16 protein-coding genes, 1 other RNA gene and 1 pseudogene are annotated in these 14,319 nt (G+C 41.1%); 6 read left to right on the top strand and 12 right to left on the bottom strand.

Translation table 11 applies throughout. From position 1 onward, the window contains the following. Positions 1 to 30 precede the first annotated feature (30 nt). The 3 genes from ubiH to AAC155_RS06515 form a co-directional block, all read right to left on the bottom strand. Positions 31 to 1,209, bottom strand: coding sequence for a 2-octaprenyl-6-methoxyphenyl hydroxylase (gene ubiH, locus AAC155_RS06505; RefSeq protein ID WP_113041480.1), 1,179 nt, complete (start codon positions 1,207 to 1,209; stop codon positions 31 to 33). Between the two features lie 7 nt (positions 1,210 to 1,216). Then, the gene (pepP, locus tag AAC155_RS06510) at positions 1,217 to 2,533 is read right to left on the bottom strand and encodes a Xaa-Pro aminopeptidase (protein ID WP_113041481.1); all 1,317 of its coding nucleotides are present in this window, start codon (positions 2,531 to 2,533) and stop codon (positions 1,217 to 1,219) included. A gap of 173 nt (positions 2,534 to 2,706) precedes the next feature. After that, a complete protein-coding gene (locus tag AAC155_RS06515; RefSeq protein WP_113041482.1) occupies positions 2,707 to 3,282 on the bottom strand; it encodes a YecA/YgfB family protein in 576 nt (191 codons plus the stop codon). Between the two features lie 186 nt (positions 3,283 to 3,468). On the opposite strand from AAC155_RS06515, the gene zapA reads away from it, so the two are divergent. The 3 genes from zapA to AAC155_RS06530 all read left to right on the top strand — a co-directional run bounded on the left by zapA (position 3,469) and on the right by AAC155_RS06530 (position 4,730). After that, the gene (zapA, locus tag AAC155_RS06520; RefSeq protein ID WP_112876745.1) at positions 3,469 to 3,798 is read left to right on the top strand and encodes a cell division protein ZapA; all 330 of its coding nucleotides are present in this window, start codon (positions 3,469 to 3,471) and stop codon (positions 3,796 to 3,798) included. Positions 3,799 to 3,909: 111 nt separating this feature from the next. Continuing rightward, positions 3,910 to 4,096, top strand: a non-coding RNA gene (ssrS, locus tag AAC155_RS06525) — 6S RNA. A 37-nt stretch (positions 4,097 to 4,133) separates the two neighbouring features. After that, positions 4,134 to 4,730: a 5-formyltetrahydrofolate cyclo-ligase gene (locus AAC155_RS06530; protein ID WP_113041483.1), complete on the top strand. Its 597-nt coding sequence runs from the start codon at positions 4,134 to 4,136 to the stop codon at positions 4,728 to 4,730. 48 nt (positions 4,731 to 4,778) lie between these two features. On the opposite strand, the gene serA is transcribed toward AAC155_RS06530, so the two are convergent. The 5 genes from serA to AAC155_RS06555 form a co-directional block, all read right to left on the bottom strand. Next, positions 4,779 to 6,020, bottom strand: a complete 1,242-nt coding sequence (gene serA / locus AAC155_RS06535; protein ID WP_113041484.1) for a phosphoglycerate dehydrogenase — start codon at positions 6,018 to 6,020, stop codon at positions 4,779 to 4,781. 271 nt (positions 6,021 to 6,291) lie between these two features. After that, positions 6,292 to 6,951 (bottom strand): ribose-5-phosphate isomerase RpiA, encoded by a 660-nt coding sequence (rpiA, locus tag AAC155_RS06540; RefSeq protein WP_109791769.1) that lies wholly within the window; start codon positions 6,949 to 6,951, stop codon positions 6,292 to 6,294. A 79-nt stretch (positions 6,952 to 7,030) separates the two neighbouring features. After that, on the bottom strand, positions 7,031 to 7,177 hold the full coding sequence (locus tag AAC155_RS06545) for a hypothetical protein (protein WP_158536508.1): 147 nt from the start codon (positions 7,175 to 7,177) through the stop codon (positions 7,031 to 7,033). 64 nt (positions 7,178 to 7,241) lie between these two features. After that, positions 7,242 to 7,403: a hypothetical protein gene (locus AAC155_RS06550; protein ID WP_191214778.1), complete on the bottom strand. Its 162-nt coding sequence runs from the start codon at positions 7,401 to 7,403 to the stop codon at positions 7,242 to 7,244. A gap of 149 nt (positions 7,404 to 7,552) precedes the next feature. After that, the gene (locus AAC155_RS06555) at positions 7,553 to 8,107 is read right to left on the bottom strand and encodes a hypothetical protein (RefSeq protein WP_113041485.1); all 555 of its coding nucleotides are present in this window, start codon (positions 8,105 to 8,107) and stop codon (positions 7,553 to 7,555) included. A 380-nt stretch (positions 8,108 to 8,487) separates the two neighbouring features. Here AAC155_RS06555 and AAC155_RS06560 point away from each other — a divergent pair, with 380 nt between their 5' ends. Next, positions 8,488 to 9,390, top strand: coding sequence for a LysR family transcriptional regulator ArgP (locus AAC155_RS06560; RefSeq protein WP_113041486.1), 903 nt, complete (start codon positions 8,488 to 8,490; stop codon positions 9,388 to 9,390). Here AAC155_RS06560 and AAC155_RS06565 read toward each other — a convergent pair. Together AAC155_RS06565 and argO are read right to left on the bottom strand one after the other, a co-directional pair. Beyond that, the gene (locus tag AAC155_RS06565) at positions 9,387 to 10,109 is read right to left on the bottom strand and encodes an oxidative stress defense protein (protein ID WP_113041487.1); all 723 of its coding nucleotides are present in this window, start codon (positions 10,107 to 10,109) and stop codon (positions 9,387 to 9,389) included. The genes AAC155_RS06560 and AAC155_RS06565 overlap by 4 nt on opposite strands. 113 nt (positions 10,110 to 10,222) lie before the next feature. Further along, positions 10,223 to 10,846, bottom strand: a complete 624-nt coding sequence (gene argO, locus AAC155_RS06570; RefSeq protein WP_112876752.1) for an arginine exporter ArgO — start codon at positions 10,844 to 10,846, stop codon at positions 10,223 to 10,225. Between the two features lie 236 nt (positions 10,847 to 11,082). Between argO and AAC155_RS06575 the strand changes: the two genes are divergently transcribed. After that, positions 11,083 to 11,463, top strand: coding sequence for a hypothetical protein (locus tag AAC155_RS06575; protein ID WP_146748065.1), 381 nt, complete (start codon positions 11,083 to 11,085; stop codon positions 11,461 to 11,463). Between the two features lie 110 nt (positions 11,464 to 11,573). Here AAC155_RS06575 and mscS read toward each other — a convergent pair whose 3' ends face one another. Then, on the bottom strand, positions 11,574 to 12,446 hold the full coding sequence (mscS, locus tag AAC155_RS06580) for a small-conductance mechanosensitive channel MscS (RefSeq protein ID WP_112876754.1): 873 nt from the start codon (positions 12,444 to 12,446) through the stop codon (positions 11,574 to 11,576). Positions 12,447 to 12,581: 135 nt separating this feature from the next. After that, positions 12,582 to 12,953: a YacL family protein gene (locus tag AAC155_RS06585; protein ID WP_112876755.1), complete on the bottom strand. Its 372-nt coding sequence runs from the start codon at positions 12,951 to 12,953 to the stop codon at positions 12,582 to 12,584. A 327-nt stretch (positions 12,954 to 13,280) separates the two neighbouring features. Here AAC155_RS06585 and AAC155_RS24405 point away from each other — a divergent pair. Continuing rightward, a pseudogene (locus AAC155_RS24405) lies at positions 13,281 to 13,415 on the top strand (Dabb family protein); the annotation flags it as partial. Between the last annotated feature and the right edge of the window lie 904 nt (positions 13,416 to 14,319).

Below are 14,319 nucleotides of genomic sequence, written 5' to 3' on the forward strand. Positions count from 1 at the left end.
GTCCTCTTATTTTGTCTGCTTTATCTGCGGTTATCTTTGGGCAACCCAACCCAGAGTCTGACGGGCCAACATATCCCGCACAGGAGAGAATTTTTCCATTATCATCAAGCCCAAGTTACGCCCGATTTGTAATGGGAAATAACGATTGGCAAATATCCGTATCAATCCATCAGTAATATCGATGGTATTTTCCCGATCTAAAATCCGTTGCCGCTGATAGTTGGCCAAAACCGGGTAAGTACCAATATCCTGACCAGCAGCAAAAGCCTCAGAAACAATCTGCGCCAGTGTCATAACATCTCGCATTCCAAGATTAAAACCCTGACCGGCAATTGGATGTAATGTTTGCGCGGCATTTCCCACCAGCGCCAATCGGTGACTAATTTGTTGATTTGCAGTAGATAGTGTCAATGGATAGCTGTGACGCTGGCCGGTTTCCAATATTTTCCCCAATCTCCAGCCAAATGCCCGCTGTAACTGCCTAATAAATTGCTCATTACTCCAACCCGCGATCTCCTTTCTCCGCGCCAACTGATGGCACCATACCAGCGAGCTCCACCCCCCAGACATTGGTAGCAAAGCAAGTGGACCATATTCCGTGAAACGCTCAAATGCACTGCCTCGCGGATGTTCTGAAGTCAGTACATTTGTAATCACGGCAACCTGTTCATAAGCGTGCCGTTGCCACTGAATATTACAGGCGTGACCAATGGCAGAATGGCTGCCATCAGCCGCTACCAGCAATTCACCTTGCAGTCGTTCGCCGCTGTCCAGAGTAACAGTTACCGATGATAGGGTTCTTTCAACAGCCATAACCCTGGATGGACAATACAGCGTTACACCAGGCGCATTTTTCAGTAATCCGAACAAACCCTGCCCTGCATCATACAATTCGACAACATGACCTAGAGCGGAAATGTTATATTCTTTTGCACAAAGGTTCACAAATCCTGCATGACCACGATCACTAACATGAACGTGAGTTATCGGTATCACATAATCTTCCAGAGCAGACCAAACGCCAATCTGTTGTAAACGCTGACAAGTACCGTAAGCCAGCGCTATCGCTCTGGCATCAAAACCGGGATGTTTCTGCGCAAGCTCTGCCGCTTCAATCAGGGACACATGAATCTGCCCCTTACTCAGGGAAGATATCGCCAGCGCAAGTGTCGCGCCGGTCATGCCTCCACCAACGATAATCACGTTCATTCTTAACTTAACCCTGTTTTGCTTTCACCATCAGAGCTTCAATCTCATCAGCTTCTTTAACGACACTGGCTGTCAGGTTTTCATTACCCGTTTCAGTGATCAAAATGTCATCTTCAATACGGATACCGATACCCCGATATTCCAACGGCACATCTGCATCCAGCGCAATATAAATCCCCGGTTCAACCGTCAATACCATTCCCGGTTGCAGAATACGATCGCGTTCTACACCATAATCACCGACATCGTGTACATCCAATCCTAACCAGTGACCGAGGCCATGCATAAAGAACTGACGATAAGCTTTAGTTTCGATTAAATGTTCAATTTCGCCGTGCATAATGCCCAGTTTCACCAACTCTTCCACCATAATCCGCACGACATGTTCTGTAACTTTGTTGATGCTGGTACCTGGCTTATACAATTCCAATGAAACATTTAATGTTTTCAGTACTATATTGTAAATTTCACGCTGAGCACGAGTAAACTTGCCATTGACAGGGAAAGTCCGGGTGATATCTCCGGCATACCCCAGATATTCACAACCTGCGTCAACCAACACCAAGTCACCCTCTTTCATCCTGCTTTCATTCTCGGTGTAGTGCAGAATACAGCTATTTTCACCGCTCCCTACAATCGTGTTGTAAGCAGGATGACGAGCCCCTTGATGAGTAAATTCGTGATGAATTTCAGCTTCCAGTTGATATTCAAACATTCCTGGGCGGCAAATTTTCATCGCTCGCATATGGGCCTGAGCACTGATTCTACCCGCCCGGCGCATAGCCTCAATTTCTGCCTTAGATTTGAATAACCGCATTTCATGTACCCAAGGGCGCCAATCAATTATCGATAAAGGCGCTGAAAGATTACGGCGACCGCCTTTTCTTAATATGTCCAACGCATGAAAGACAATTTCATCTGCGTAGGCAAATTCACCTTGCGCGTGATAAACCACATCCAAACCATTCAGCAACAGGTAAAGCTCTTCTTTGATATCATCAAAAGGCAAAGCACGATCAATACCCAGTTTTTCCGGTGCCGCTTCTTGCCCAAGACGACGACCAAACCAAATTTCCGCAGCCAAGTCACTCGCTCGATTAAAAAGAACACTATGATTATGCGTATCATCACTCTTAATTAATATCAGCACCGCTTCCGGTTCATTAAACCCCGTCAAATAAAGGAAATCGCTATGCTGACGATAGGGATATTCATTATCTGAATTTCGTGGCGCAGGCGGGGCAGAAAAAATAATCGCTGCGCTGGCCGGAGCCATTTTTGCCAGTAAAGCCTGACGGCGGGATAAATATTCTTGTTTGATCATACCCTCTCCTGCGACTTAGTTAATTGTACCCGTTATCTTTCAAGTTACCTCTTTGTTGGCGGCACTCGCTCACCCCGGTCACATCGTTACCTATGCTCCCGGGGATTCACTCCCTTACCGCCGCGATCCATCTTGAAATCCATAGGGTATTTCTTGCGCTCAATAAACACCAATTAATGCAATGTTGGTTTATCATTTTTTGCGATTAAAACGGCTTTAGGTTCAGTAAAAGCGATATAGCAAAGCTGCGCAGCCACCCGCACATATTCAAGGACCTCTTCCAGTGCCTGCGCCAACTCTTCTTGATCATCACCTTCTTCATAACCAAGCAGACCGATATTGCGCAAATCACCAATAATCTCATTGATCTCTTTTTTATCCGCGAACTTCGGTTGAGCAACACCTAATCCCAGCAAAAAATGGTTAACCCATCCAGCTAATGCATCTGCTCGTTCATATACATTATCTTCCTCATCTGGCAGCAATAAACCAAATGCAAAATTACTGTCATCCAATGATTCGAATGTGATTTCACGTAATTCACGCAATTGTTGAGCTAATGGATGGGAAAACGCTAGCCCATCATTAGCTAAGTCATGAACTAATATCTGCCAACTACTGTCGCGATTACCGCCGCACAGCAGGCCGCTAATCAACCCATGCATCTCCGCTGCCGTCAGTGCCACTGACTGTTGATGCAATATTTCGTCAAAAGATTGATAATCTGGTAATGAATTCTGTATAGACATGTGTATTGGTCATCGTTGACGGTGTAAGTTCATGCTATGCTACCACCAAGGGGAGTCGCTATACCAGACAACAACCTTCGCTAATCGTGAGTTGTCTGTGGGTATGGCGTTATAATGATTGGCGCCGGTTTCAATTCTATAATTCAGAATTAAAACCAAGGCGCAGCAATAAGTCAGGAAGGGGTCATGTCTGCACAACCGGTAGATATCCAGATTTTTGGGCGGTCACTACGTGTCAATTGTCCATCAGAGCAAAAAGAAGCATTGCTGGCTGCGGCTGTGGAACTTGAGCAACGTTTAGATGATTTAAAAGAGCGCACCAGAGTAACCAATACTGAACAACTGATTTTTATTGTGGCACTGAATATCTGTCACGAATTGGCGCAAGAAAAAGTGAAAACCCGTGATTATGCCTATAATATGGAACAGAAAATAAAGATGCTTCAGCAGACTATAGAACAAGCATTAGTGGAACAAGGTCGCATCACTGAGAGCACAATTGCACCAACTAAATGAATTCTATTGATAAATCATGCATTAGTGAGTGAATCATTCGAGAATTAGTTGCTTTCTGTATTTAGTTTCATACAATAGGGTCCATAAAGTTGCTTAACAAGCACTGAATAAATTTCTCTGAGATGTTCGTGAACGGGGAAAGTCCCCTGAGCCGATATTTCATACATTATAGAATGTGGTGCTCCGTAGTCTGGTGTGCATGCTCGGTTCGGCCGAGAAGCCTTAAAGCTGCGACACTATGTTCACCTTGAACCAAGGGTTCAAGGGTTACTACCTGTAACGACATCTTGGAGAATCTCAACTTTAATCGCTGCTGCTATCCACTGGCAGGTTCTATGCAATCAGAGCCCCTATTACCACTCAGACAAAGCATTAGAAAGAAAATACGCCGACAACGCCGTGAACTCACTCCTGAACAACAATCTCTTTTTGCAAGACGGGCTGCTGAGCGAGCAATCAACCACCCCAAAATTCACCAAGCCAGCAAAATCGCACTATTCCTTTCGTTTGATGGTGAACTTGATACCCGTCCACTGATTAACCAACTCTGGCAACAAAATAAACAGATCTATCTGCCGGTATTGCATCCTTTCCGTCATCACCATCTGCTATTTTTAAACTATCAACCCGATACCCCACTCATCAGAAATCGCTTCAATATAGAAGAACCACCGCTGAATGTTGAGCAGGTTTTACCATTATCAGAACTGGATATCATGATGATCCCGCTGGTTGCTTTTGACCGCACAGGGCAACGGCTTGGCATGGGTGGCGGCTTTTACGATCGTACATTGAGGCAATGGCGACAAAAAAATTTCTATCCGATAGGTCTGGCGCATAACTGTCAGTTAGTCGATACACTGCCCATAGCCGAATGGGATATCCCATTACCCGAAATCATCACACCTGAAAAAATCTGGCAATGGCAGTAAAAAATGGGCGCCTTACACAAAGCACCCATTTTTGATATATCAAAACAATCAGTAAAGCAGGCGAGAACGGATAGTACCCGGCAATGCTTTCAGTTTCTGAAATACCATTTCAGCTTGAGCAGGATTTTCAGTCACAATATCAATAACCACATAACCCATATCCCCACTGGTACGCAGATACTGAGCGGCAATATTGATATCCTGTTCAGCAAACACTTGGTTAATACTGTTCAATATACCGGGCCGATTTTCATGAATATGTAGAAACCGGTTGGTATCATCAGCATGAACAGGAAGAGACACTTCCGGGAAGTTTACTGCTGATAAGGTAGAACCATTATCAGAGTATTTCGCTAACTTTCCTGCGACTTCATAACCAATGTTTTCCTGCGCTTCTTGGGTAGAACCACCAATATGTGGGGTCAGCAACACGTTATCAAATTTACGTAACGGTGACTCAAATGGATCATTATTGGTTGCCGGTTCAACAGGGAACACATCCACAGCCGCCCCTGACAGATGTTCACTTTCCAATGCATCACATAATGCCGGGATATCCACCACCGTCCCGCGTGAAGCATTAATCAGGATAGAACCCGGTTTCATCAGGGTCAGTTCAGTTGCACCAATTATATTTTTAGTTGATGGCGTTTCTGGTACATGCAAACTAACCACATCACTCATATTGAGTAATTCTGACAAATGACGTACCTGATGAGCGTTACCTAACGGCAATTTGTTTTCAATATCGTAAAAGTAGACATCCATACCAATATTTTCAGCCAGAATACCAAGCTGAGTGCCAATATGACCGTAACCGATAATGCCCAGTTTTTTACCACGAACTTCATAGCAGCCTTTAGCCTGCTTATCCCACACTCCACGATGAGCTTTCGCATTCGCCAAAGGGATACGACGCAGCAATAACAACAACTCACCAAGGACCATTTCAGCAACAGAACGGGTATTAGAAAATGGCGCATTAAAGACAGGGATACCACGTTTTGCAGCCGCTTTCAGATCAACCTGATTGGTACCAATACAAAAACAGCCTACCGCAACCAATTTTTCAGCTGCCTGAAAAATGTCTTCGGTCAGTTGTGTGCGGGAACGGATACCAACAAAATGGGTATCACGAATTGCCTCTTTTAACTCTTTGGAATCTAATGCTCCCTTATGATATTCGATATTGCTATAACCGGCTGTTCGTAGATTTTCTACCGTGCTCTGATGCACACCTTCTAATAGCAAAAATTTAATCTTATCTTTTTCCAGAGATACCTTAACCATTTATCCTGCCTATTGTTACGCTTCGTTACATTTAAGATTCATTCTCTCAACATAACAAAAAAACGAACACAGCAATATAAACGATTGCTATTCCCGTCACATAAGTCTTAATAAAGTAGTTATTATGTGGAATAAAATGATCTGAAAAAGAACAAAATTAGGATTTAGATTAAATAACAATCAGAGATATGAAATATATCACTAAATTCTCCACCTATTTTAAAAGTGAAAAAATTTTTAAGGGCGAAAAATTCCGCCCCTGTAAATAATATTATTGAGTAATGGTTTCCACTCCATCAAGTGTTCCCATCAATACAATATCCGCACCACGGTTAGCAAATAGGCCCACAGTCACCACACCTGAGATACGATTAATTTTATTCTCTAACTCAACAGGATCGAGTATGGCTAGATTATGCACATCAAGAATCACATTGCCGTTATCAGTCACGACATTCTGACGATATTTTGGTACTCCCCCCAATTTAACCAACTCACGAGCAACATAAGCCCGAGCCATTGGAATCACTTCAACCGGCAGAGGGAATTTACCCAATACATCAACTTTTTTAGAGGCATCAACAATACAAACGAATTTTTTTGCTATTGCAGCAATGATTTTTTCACGCGTCAATGCAGCACCACCGCCTTTAATCATCTGCATATTGCCATTGATTTCATCCGCACCATCAACGTAGATATCAAGGGAATCCACTTCATTACAATCGAATACAGGAATTCCCAAACTTTTTAACTTCTCAGTAGAAGCCTCAGAGCTGGATACTGCCCCTTCAATCTGATCTTTAATGGAACCAAGGGCATCAATAAAGTGTGAAGCCGTTGAACCTGTCCCCACACCCACAACCGTTCCTGGTGTAACAAATTCGAGTGCTGCCCAACCTACTGCTTTTTTTAGTTCGTCCTGAGTCATATCAATTCATTGCCTATATCAGTTACAAGGAAAGCCTGTCGACTAGTATATACCCGTTATCTTTCAAGTTGCCTCTTTGTTAGCTGCACTCACTCACCCCGGTCACATCGTTATCTATGCTCCCGGGGATTCGTTCCCTTGCCGTCGCGATGCATCTTGAAATCCATAGGGTATAAACCTTGATAGCAACAAAGAAACCGCAATTAAGTTGAGTGAAATGAATCATGAAAAATTAAGAGTGAATGATGTGAAAAACCCGCCATACTAGCGGGCTACAAAAAGAGTGATGTCTATGCAGCCTCTTTGTTACGACGACGACCTTGCTTTTCTTGGCTTGGTGCCTGTGCATGATCTTCCAAAGCCGGACCTACTTTCATGAGAAAATCTAAGGTCTCTCCCGCTTTTTTATAAGTTTGAATGGTATCGAACATCGGTTCTTTTTGTGTTCTCATAACAACACCTCTAAAACGACTTCACATTACTGAACTGATTTAGTCATACAGGACAAAAAATTCCCGACAAAATCTCTCTGTTATGGCCATAGCAACAAATTTAGTAAGATTTCACCTTCAACAAATCCATAGGGTATAAATGCCAAATGTCAAAGAACTAACTCCTTAGACCGACTCTTCAACTTTGCCGTTAATGTCTTAATATCACATGACATTACATATCCACAACGTTCTAGCTCAAAACCAAACGAACGATAGTAAGCTATTTTATCCTTAACGGGTTCATGAATCCTGACGTCTTCACCATCAACCACATTCATGAAAATCAATGCTGCATACAGAGTATACAAAAGCATCTTTCTATGCAACGGATGATTTTCTGTATCCTTCACAAAATTTTCCAATACATGGATGTTAAAACTCTTATCGTGCAAATCATATGTAGATAAAGCGACTCCAGCCGGAGCAGATTCAATTTGGAGATTTTCCCTTGATATGACAAATTTTATACATAAGCTGAAGCAATCATGTCGATTACCGACCTCTGTAATATAATATTCCCAGTTAAGTTCACCATACGCTTTCGTTAGCGTGTTTGCATCGCTGTCAGAGATAGGACCAACCGCCAAATCTATTCCTCTCTGATCCATGTATAACTGCAAAGTATTATATGTTAATTGTGCAACATGTTTCAGTGACAGCATAAAAAGCAACCTTACTTACATTGTTATTAAATAGCCAAAAATAACGATTTTTTAACAATTTTATTGAAAGACTACACTTAAGTGAAACATGCAAACAATCTTTATCCCGATCAAAAATTCATCATTAAGCTATCAAAAACAGCTTCACCCAGTGATTTCTCCTGAGCATATCGCCTATTCAACCACGTCAACAAACTCAACCTTCAAAAATGGAACCCTCTTCCCAAAGGCGACCAGCCAACAAAAATTTATCCAAATTGGGTATAACATGCGTAATTTCTGAAAGGTAGGATTTTACGGCCCACCAGACAAATTGCCTCATACATCAGAAAAATATGGCATAGTGATATTCAGAAAAATAAATGGAGAATCTTTCTATAATGAAACGCCCTGACTACCGAACACTACAAGCTCTGGATGCGGTGATCCGAGAACGCGGCTTCGAGCGTGCTGCCCAGAAACTCTGTATCACTCAATCCGCGGTTTCTCAACGTATCAAACAGTTGGAAAATCTGTTTGGTCAGCCTCTATTAGTACGCACAGTTCCTCCGCGCCCCACCGAACAAGGCCAAAAACTACTGGCACTATTACATCAGGTAGAGTTGTTGGAAGAACAATGGCTAGGCGATGAACAGGGGACCGATACTCCATTGCTGCTTTCATTAGCAGTCAACGCTGACAGCTTAGCAACCTGGCTATTACCGGCTCTACACCCGGTACTCGCTGATTTACCTATCCGACTCAATATTCAAGTTGAAGATGAAACTCGGACTCAAGAACAGCTAAGAAGAGGTGAAGTCGTTGGCGCAGTCAGTATTCAACCACAACCTTTACCCAGTTGTCTGATTGATAAACTAGGCGCACTGGATTATCTGTTTGTCGCCTCACCAAAATTTGCTACCCGCTATTTCCCAAATGGGGTTACCCGTTCGGCGTTACTAAAAGCCCCAGCGGTTGCATTCGACCATCTGGATGATATGCATCAGGTATTTTTACAACAGAACTTCGAGTTGTCACCGGGCAGCGTTCCATGTCATATCGTCAACTCATCTGAAGCCTTTGTACAACTGGCAAAACAGGGTTCCACTTGTTGTATGATCCCACATTTACAGATTGATCAAGAATTGAAAAATGGTGAACTGATCGACCTGACACCAGGTTTATGTCAGCGCCGGATGCTCTATTGGCATCGTTTTGCACCGGAAAGCAGGACCATGAAAAAAGTGACTGACGCCCTGTTGAAACTTGGGCGTCAGATGTTAAGACAAGATGACATTAATTAAGGTTTTAGCTCAAAAACCACATCAACCTGATCACTGAAGTTGATGCTATCCTGCTGGTAAGTTTCACCCACTCCAGCAGCAGCACCTCCCGACATCATCACATCAGTATTGCGATACTTCATGTGATCAATCACCTCTGGTGCTCGGTAATTGATACTGTATATCGAACCCACTTTGCTACTAAAGCCTTTCGCCAGTGCATCAGCTTGTTCAATCGCATTCTCAATCGCTTTCTGGCGGGCTTCATCACGATATTTTTGCGGATTGTCCACACCAAACTGAACAGATACGATTTCGTTCAAACCCGCTTTTAATGCGCCATCTAGCAGATCATTAAGTTGATCTAACTTACGAACCTTCACCTCCACTGAACGGATCGCACGATAGCCTTTCAGCACCGATTTGCCGGATACATTATCGTACTCATAATCAGGCTGAGTACGCAAATTCGCTGCATCAATATCTTTCTTTTCAATACCGTGATTTTTCAGAAAATCAAAATATTTAGCAACCAGCTCATCAACCTGCTTTTTAGCCCCAGAAGCATCTTTAGCAGAAATATTGACGTTAATCATCAATGTTGCTATATCCGGTTCTGCTTTCACTACCGCATTACCTGAAGTAATAACATGAGGGACTCCGGGTAAATCAGCTGCCTGTGCAGCAAGTGGCACCCCGGCACTTAACATGGCGGCCAACCCTAATGATTTCAATTTCACACAACCTCCGAAGAAAACCTGTTACAGAAAATGTTCATCCCACGGAAAAACCGAAATATACATGGGATGAATGAAACACTAACACAGAGACTGTATGCAAAGAAGTGTTCAGCTTAATCAGAAATTAGCAATCCCTGCTTAGCAAGTTGCCATGCGATATACCACATTATGATACAAATAAACCCATTAATAATCCGTTGAGAAAGCGGCTTACTTAGCACAGGGGAAAACCATGCAGCTAGTAATGACAGAGAAAAAAACCAACTAACAGAAGCAGTTGCCGCCCCAAAAGTAAACCAAGGTCTGAGTTCTGAAGATAACTGACCACCAATACTACCCAGAACAACAATGGTATCTAAATAAACATGCGGATTTAACCAAGTGACCGCAAAGATGATCGCAATTACCCGCCAACGGTTTTTTACTGAATTATTTACCTGCGCCAGTTCAACATTGGCAAACAAAACCACACGTAAGGCCCCCCATCCATACCAGAATAAAAAAGCAACACCTCCCCAGGTGACAAATTGCAAGAGTAAAGTTGACTGACTAAGTAATGCACTACCACCAAATACACCGACACCAATCAAAAAACCATCACTGATCGCGCACAAAGTTGCACTCATTAGATGAAATTGTCTCCTGCTGCCTTGCTGCATAACAAAGGCATTTTGTGGACCAAGAGGCAAAATCATTGCGGCGCTAAGAAAAAAACCCTGCACAAATGTCGATAACATAAAAAAATTCCTCAATAATTATTCACTTTGCTATTTCAAAGTTCAGAATATTAAGAAGAATAGCTCATTAGAGGAAATAAATGCTTCTAATCGATCATAAGAAATTTTAATAACCAACCAAAAAGCAGATTTTTACAGGAAAATTATTTGATTAATTCAAAGAAAATCAAGCTAATACACACTAAAAGTATTAATGAATCTATCAATTCTATGAAAAATAAGAGGAAGGGACTATTTTGAAAAAAATTATGGGTTTCATGCTACTCGTCATCATTATTATTGCTGCTCTTACTGTCAGAAACTACTATTTGCTTCGAAATGATGTTGAAGAGACATTAAACCACCATGAAATAATTGAATACTATATTGGTACAGCCAATATTACAGATGTAGAGCTCAGTAATTATCAGCCTTTCTTATGTAAAAAAGGCTGTGAACGTTTCATTCTTAAAATACAGGGTGAAAAAGGTGATGGGATAGTCACTGCTGATATTAATTTCCATACTTCAGATGTTTCATCCGCTGTCCTTTGCTTATCAGATAACAAGAAAATAGCACTGACAGAAGATATTAACGATGATTTTATTAAAAACAACTTTAATACCTTATGTCAATAAAATAAACCTGGGGAATAGAGCGCCGCGCTATTGATAGCGCGGCGCTGATGTACTGGTAAAAATTTACGGTCTATTCACATAATCAGAAGGTTATTATCCAATCCCTCTGATTAATCACTCATTTTATTCCGCGCCATAGCTTGATTCTGATGCAAATAAACATCCATTTGTGGATAAGGAATACTGATATTGTGTTTATCCAATGTGCGTTTAAAGTTCTCCATCAAATCCCAATAAACCTCCCAAGCATCACCATTGGTGGTCCATACACGCACAATAAAATTCAGTGAAGAAGGTGCCATTTCATGCAAACGAATCGTCACGCCTTTATCATGCTGAATACGATTGTCTGCGGCAATAACATCACCTAATACTTTTTTAACTTCGTCAATATCCGCATTATACGCAACACCGACCATGATCTGGGTTCGACGATTCGGTTCACGGCTGGTATTAATAACATTATCTGCAATAATTTTCCCATTCGGGATCACGATAATTCTGTCATCTGCTGTACGCAATGTAGTAGAAAAAATCTGCACCTGAACAACGGTGCCTTCAACCGCGCCGAGAATAACATATTCACCCGCACGGATTGGACGAAAAGCCACCAGCAATACCCCTGCGGCAAAGTTGGACAAAGAACCTTGTAAAGCTAAACCAACAGCTAAACCAGCAGCACCGATAACCGCAATGACGGAAGCCGTCTGAACACCTAATTTGCCCAAAACTGCAATAATAGTGAACGCAATAATCAAATAACGAACAACAGCAGCCAGGAAATCCGATACCGTTACATCAATGCCACGCAATGACATAACTCTTTTCACGCCCTTACTAATGAGTTTCGCCGCCATTAATCCCAGAACAAGAATGAGAATAGCAGCAACAGTATTGACCAGATATTGAATGATTAAATCCTGATGATTAATGAGCCAGCTTGTCGCTTCATTAATGCCACCAGACAGATTGATATCTTCCATTAAAACCACCTTGATTCTTTAGCTACTTAACTATCATTGAGTAAAATTACTTGATGATTATCCTTCATAGCGACCATTAACAGTAAGAAAAAAGCCTATCGTGCCAGAGAATTATTTCTGTCTATATACAGCTTCTTACCAATCGTACTTTTGCAAAATAAAATCCCGATAATCGGCCAACATATCAATAAAATCCTTGGTACCGCAAAAAGCCAGGCTCTCATTATCATAATAACTCATGCCCTCCTCCATCGAATCAGTTTCAAACTCAAGCTGATTGGCACGAACCATAACTTCTTCGTCATCCATTAACAGCGTATATTCATGACCTACAAGTTGCCATTGACGTTCACTACCTTTAATTTCGGCCAACGCTGAAGCAATCTTATCTATCACCGCCAAATCACCTTTAACTTCTTCATTCAGCCACTGACCAATAGCTTCGTGATCCATTGAGAACCGGCTAGTCACCAGTCCAGTGACATCTAGCAAAAATTCGTATTCCATCATTACCTCCGGTGCGTTCTTTCCATTTTAATACTTCCTAGCAATTCCGCCCCAGAATCAGCCCACAAACGGCCAAGAAGTGGGAGGAGAGTTCAGCCTCAGTGCAAATATAAACAAATACACTATAATTAATAATATCTCAGAGAAACAAAAACAGCAAAATCGAACACACATCCACTAATTGATGAGATATATTCAAGGATCTTGCAATAGAACAATTTATTTTCTATTTCGTCAGCAAAAAAAGACACCTTTCAGGAGCCATTATGATACGCCATATTCTTTTGTTAAAATTCACATCCGAGATAAAATAACAACAAAGGTTTTACACATGCTGTCACCATGACATTTGATGATCATAAAGCTATTTCAAACTATTTGTCTCACCCAGTGCATGACAAATTAAAAGATCTCCTTATAGATTCTGTCGGCGACATCATCGTCTTTGATTATGAAGTGTAATTTTCATTTATGGGAAATAACCATCTGCCAATCAATATTCAACATAATGAATATTGCCGGCGTATCTAAGAATAATTAAATTCGCCGATTATCGGTAGAAATATGTTTATATGGATTATAATGTAAAATTTAAATATTTAATCAATAATTAAATACTATATAAAAAGCTTTTAACCTTGCTTATTTACTGATAACTTACTGTAAAATCATTATCATTTATAAAAGATAATGAGATAATGAGATAATGAGATAATGAGATAATGAGATAATGAGATAATGAGATAATGAGATAATGAGATAATAAAATGGCTGGCTTTACCTCCCATTTTAGGTCGCTAACAAACCTATTTAAAAAAGGAGAGGTGTTTTCTCATCATTTAAAACAAGTCGAAAAATTATAATGATTTGGCGAATTAAAACAGTGTAAAACCAATTTATTCAATAGCTCTTAATGCGGCTAAACGTTTTTAAATTTTTTCCACTAATTCTCTTAATGCGGCTAATATTATTATTTTATCACTTATCAATTAATTTAAAACCTATTCTTCCTGATATTTTCTCTTTTAATATCAGTTATAGAATCGAACTTTCTAGCCGCTTTAAAAAACCTTTAATCACTGTTTTTTACCTTTAATGATTAAAGTTTTTATTTGTTTTCTTCATGATACGCTTACCTTTTTTCCAGTTTTTAAAACCACACTAACGGGCAAAAAACGAATTTTCTTAACTAACACTTGTTTTATCATCACCTAAAATGGGAGGTTTTTTACCTCCCATTCAGACCGCTGACAAACCCCATTGAAAATAATGGGGTTTGTTCCTTTCATTACGAATCATAATACAACTCATTTTCCTCATTGACCCGATTCAATCGCCCGTCAGGGCGTTATTTTCGCTTCGCGGG

This window comes from Photorhabdus sp. HUG-39 (assembly GCF_963878365.1).
Taxonomy (GTDB): Bacteria; Pseudomonadota; Gammaproteobacteria; order Enterobacterales; family Enterobacteriaceae; genus Photorhabdus; species Photorhabdus kayaii.

What these genes read in the sequence shown, in the direction of transcription:
- AAC155_RS06555 (WP_113041485.1), bottom strand. Translation starts at nt 8,107, where the DNA reads ATGCTGTCACTGAAACATGTTGCACAATTAACATATAATACTTTGCAG.
- serA (WP_113041484.1), bottom strand. Translation starts at nt 6,020, where the DNA reads ATGGTTAAGGTATCTCTGGAAAAAGATAAGATTAAATTTTTGCTATTA.
- AAC155_RS06585 (WP_112876755.1), bottom strand. Translation starts at nt 12,953, where the DNA reads ATGGAATACGAATTTTTGCTAGATGTCACTGGACTGGTGACTAGCCGG.
- zapA (WP_112876745.1), top strand. Translation starts at nt 3,469, where the DNA reads ATGTCTGCACAACCGGTAGATATCCAGATTTTTGGGCGGTCACTACGT.
- mscS (WP_112876754.1), bottom strand. Translation starts at nt 12,446, where the DNA reads ATGGAAGATATCAATCTGTCTGGTGGCATTAATGAAGCGACAAGCTGG.
- AAC155_RS06550 (WP_191214778.1), bottom strand. Translation starts at nt 7,403, where the DNA reads ATGAGAACACAAAAAGAACCGATGTTCGATACCATTCAAACTTATAAA.
- pepP (WP_113041481.1), bottom strand. Translation starts at nt 2,533, where the DNA reads ATGATCAAACAAGAATATTTATCCCGCCGTCAGGCTTTACTGGCAAAA.
- argO (WP_112876752.1), bottom strand. Translation starts at nt 10,846, where the DNA reads ATGTTATCGACATTTGTGCAGGGTTTTTTTCTTAGCGCCGCAATGATT.
- rpiA (WP_109791769.1), bottom strand. Translation starts at nt 6,951, where the DNA reads ATGACTCAGGACGAACTAAAAAAAGCAGTAGGTTGGGCAGCACTCGAA.
- AAC155_RS06545 (WP_158536508.1), bottom strand. Translation starts at nt 7,177, where the DNA reads ATGATTCATTTCACTCAACTTAATTGCGGTTTCTTTGTTGCTATCAAG.
- ubiH (WP_113041480.1), bottom strand. Translation starts at nt 1,209, where the DNA reads ATGAACGTGATTATCGTTGGTGGAGGCATGACCGGCGCGACACTTGCG.
- AAC155_RS06530 (WP_113041483.1), top strand. Translation starts at nt 4,134, where the DNA reads ATGCAATCAGAGCCCCTATTACCACTCAGACAAAGCATTAGAAAGAAA.
- AAC155_RS06560 (WP_113041486.1), top strand. Translation starts at nt 8,488, where the DNA reads ATGAAACGCCCTGACTACCGAACACTACAAGCTCTGGATGCGGTGATC.
- AAC155_RS06515 (WP_113041482.1), bottom strand. Translation starts at nt 3,282, where the DNA reads ATGTCTATACAGAATTCATTACCAGATTATCAATCTTTTGACGAAATA.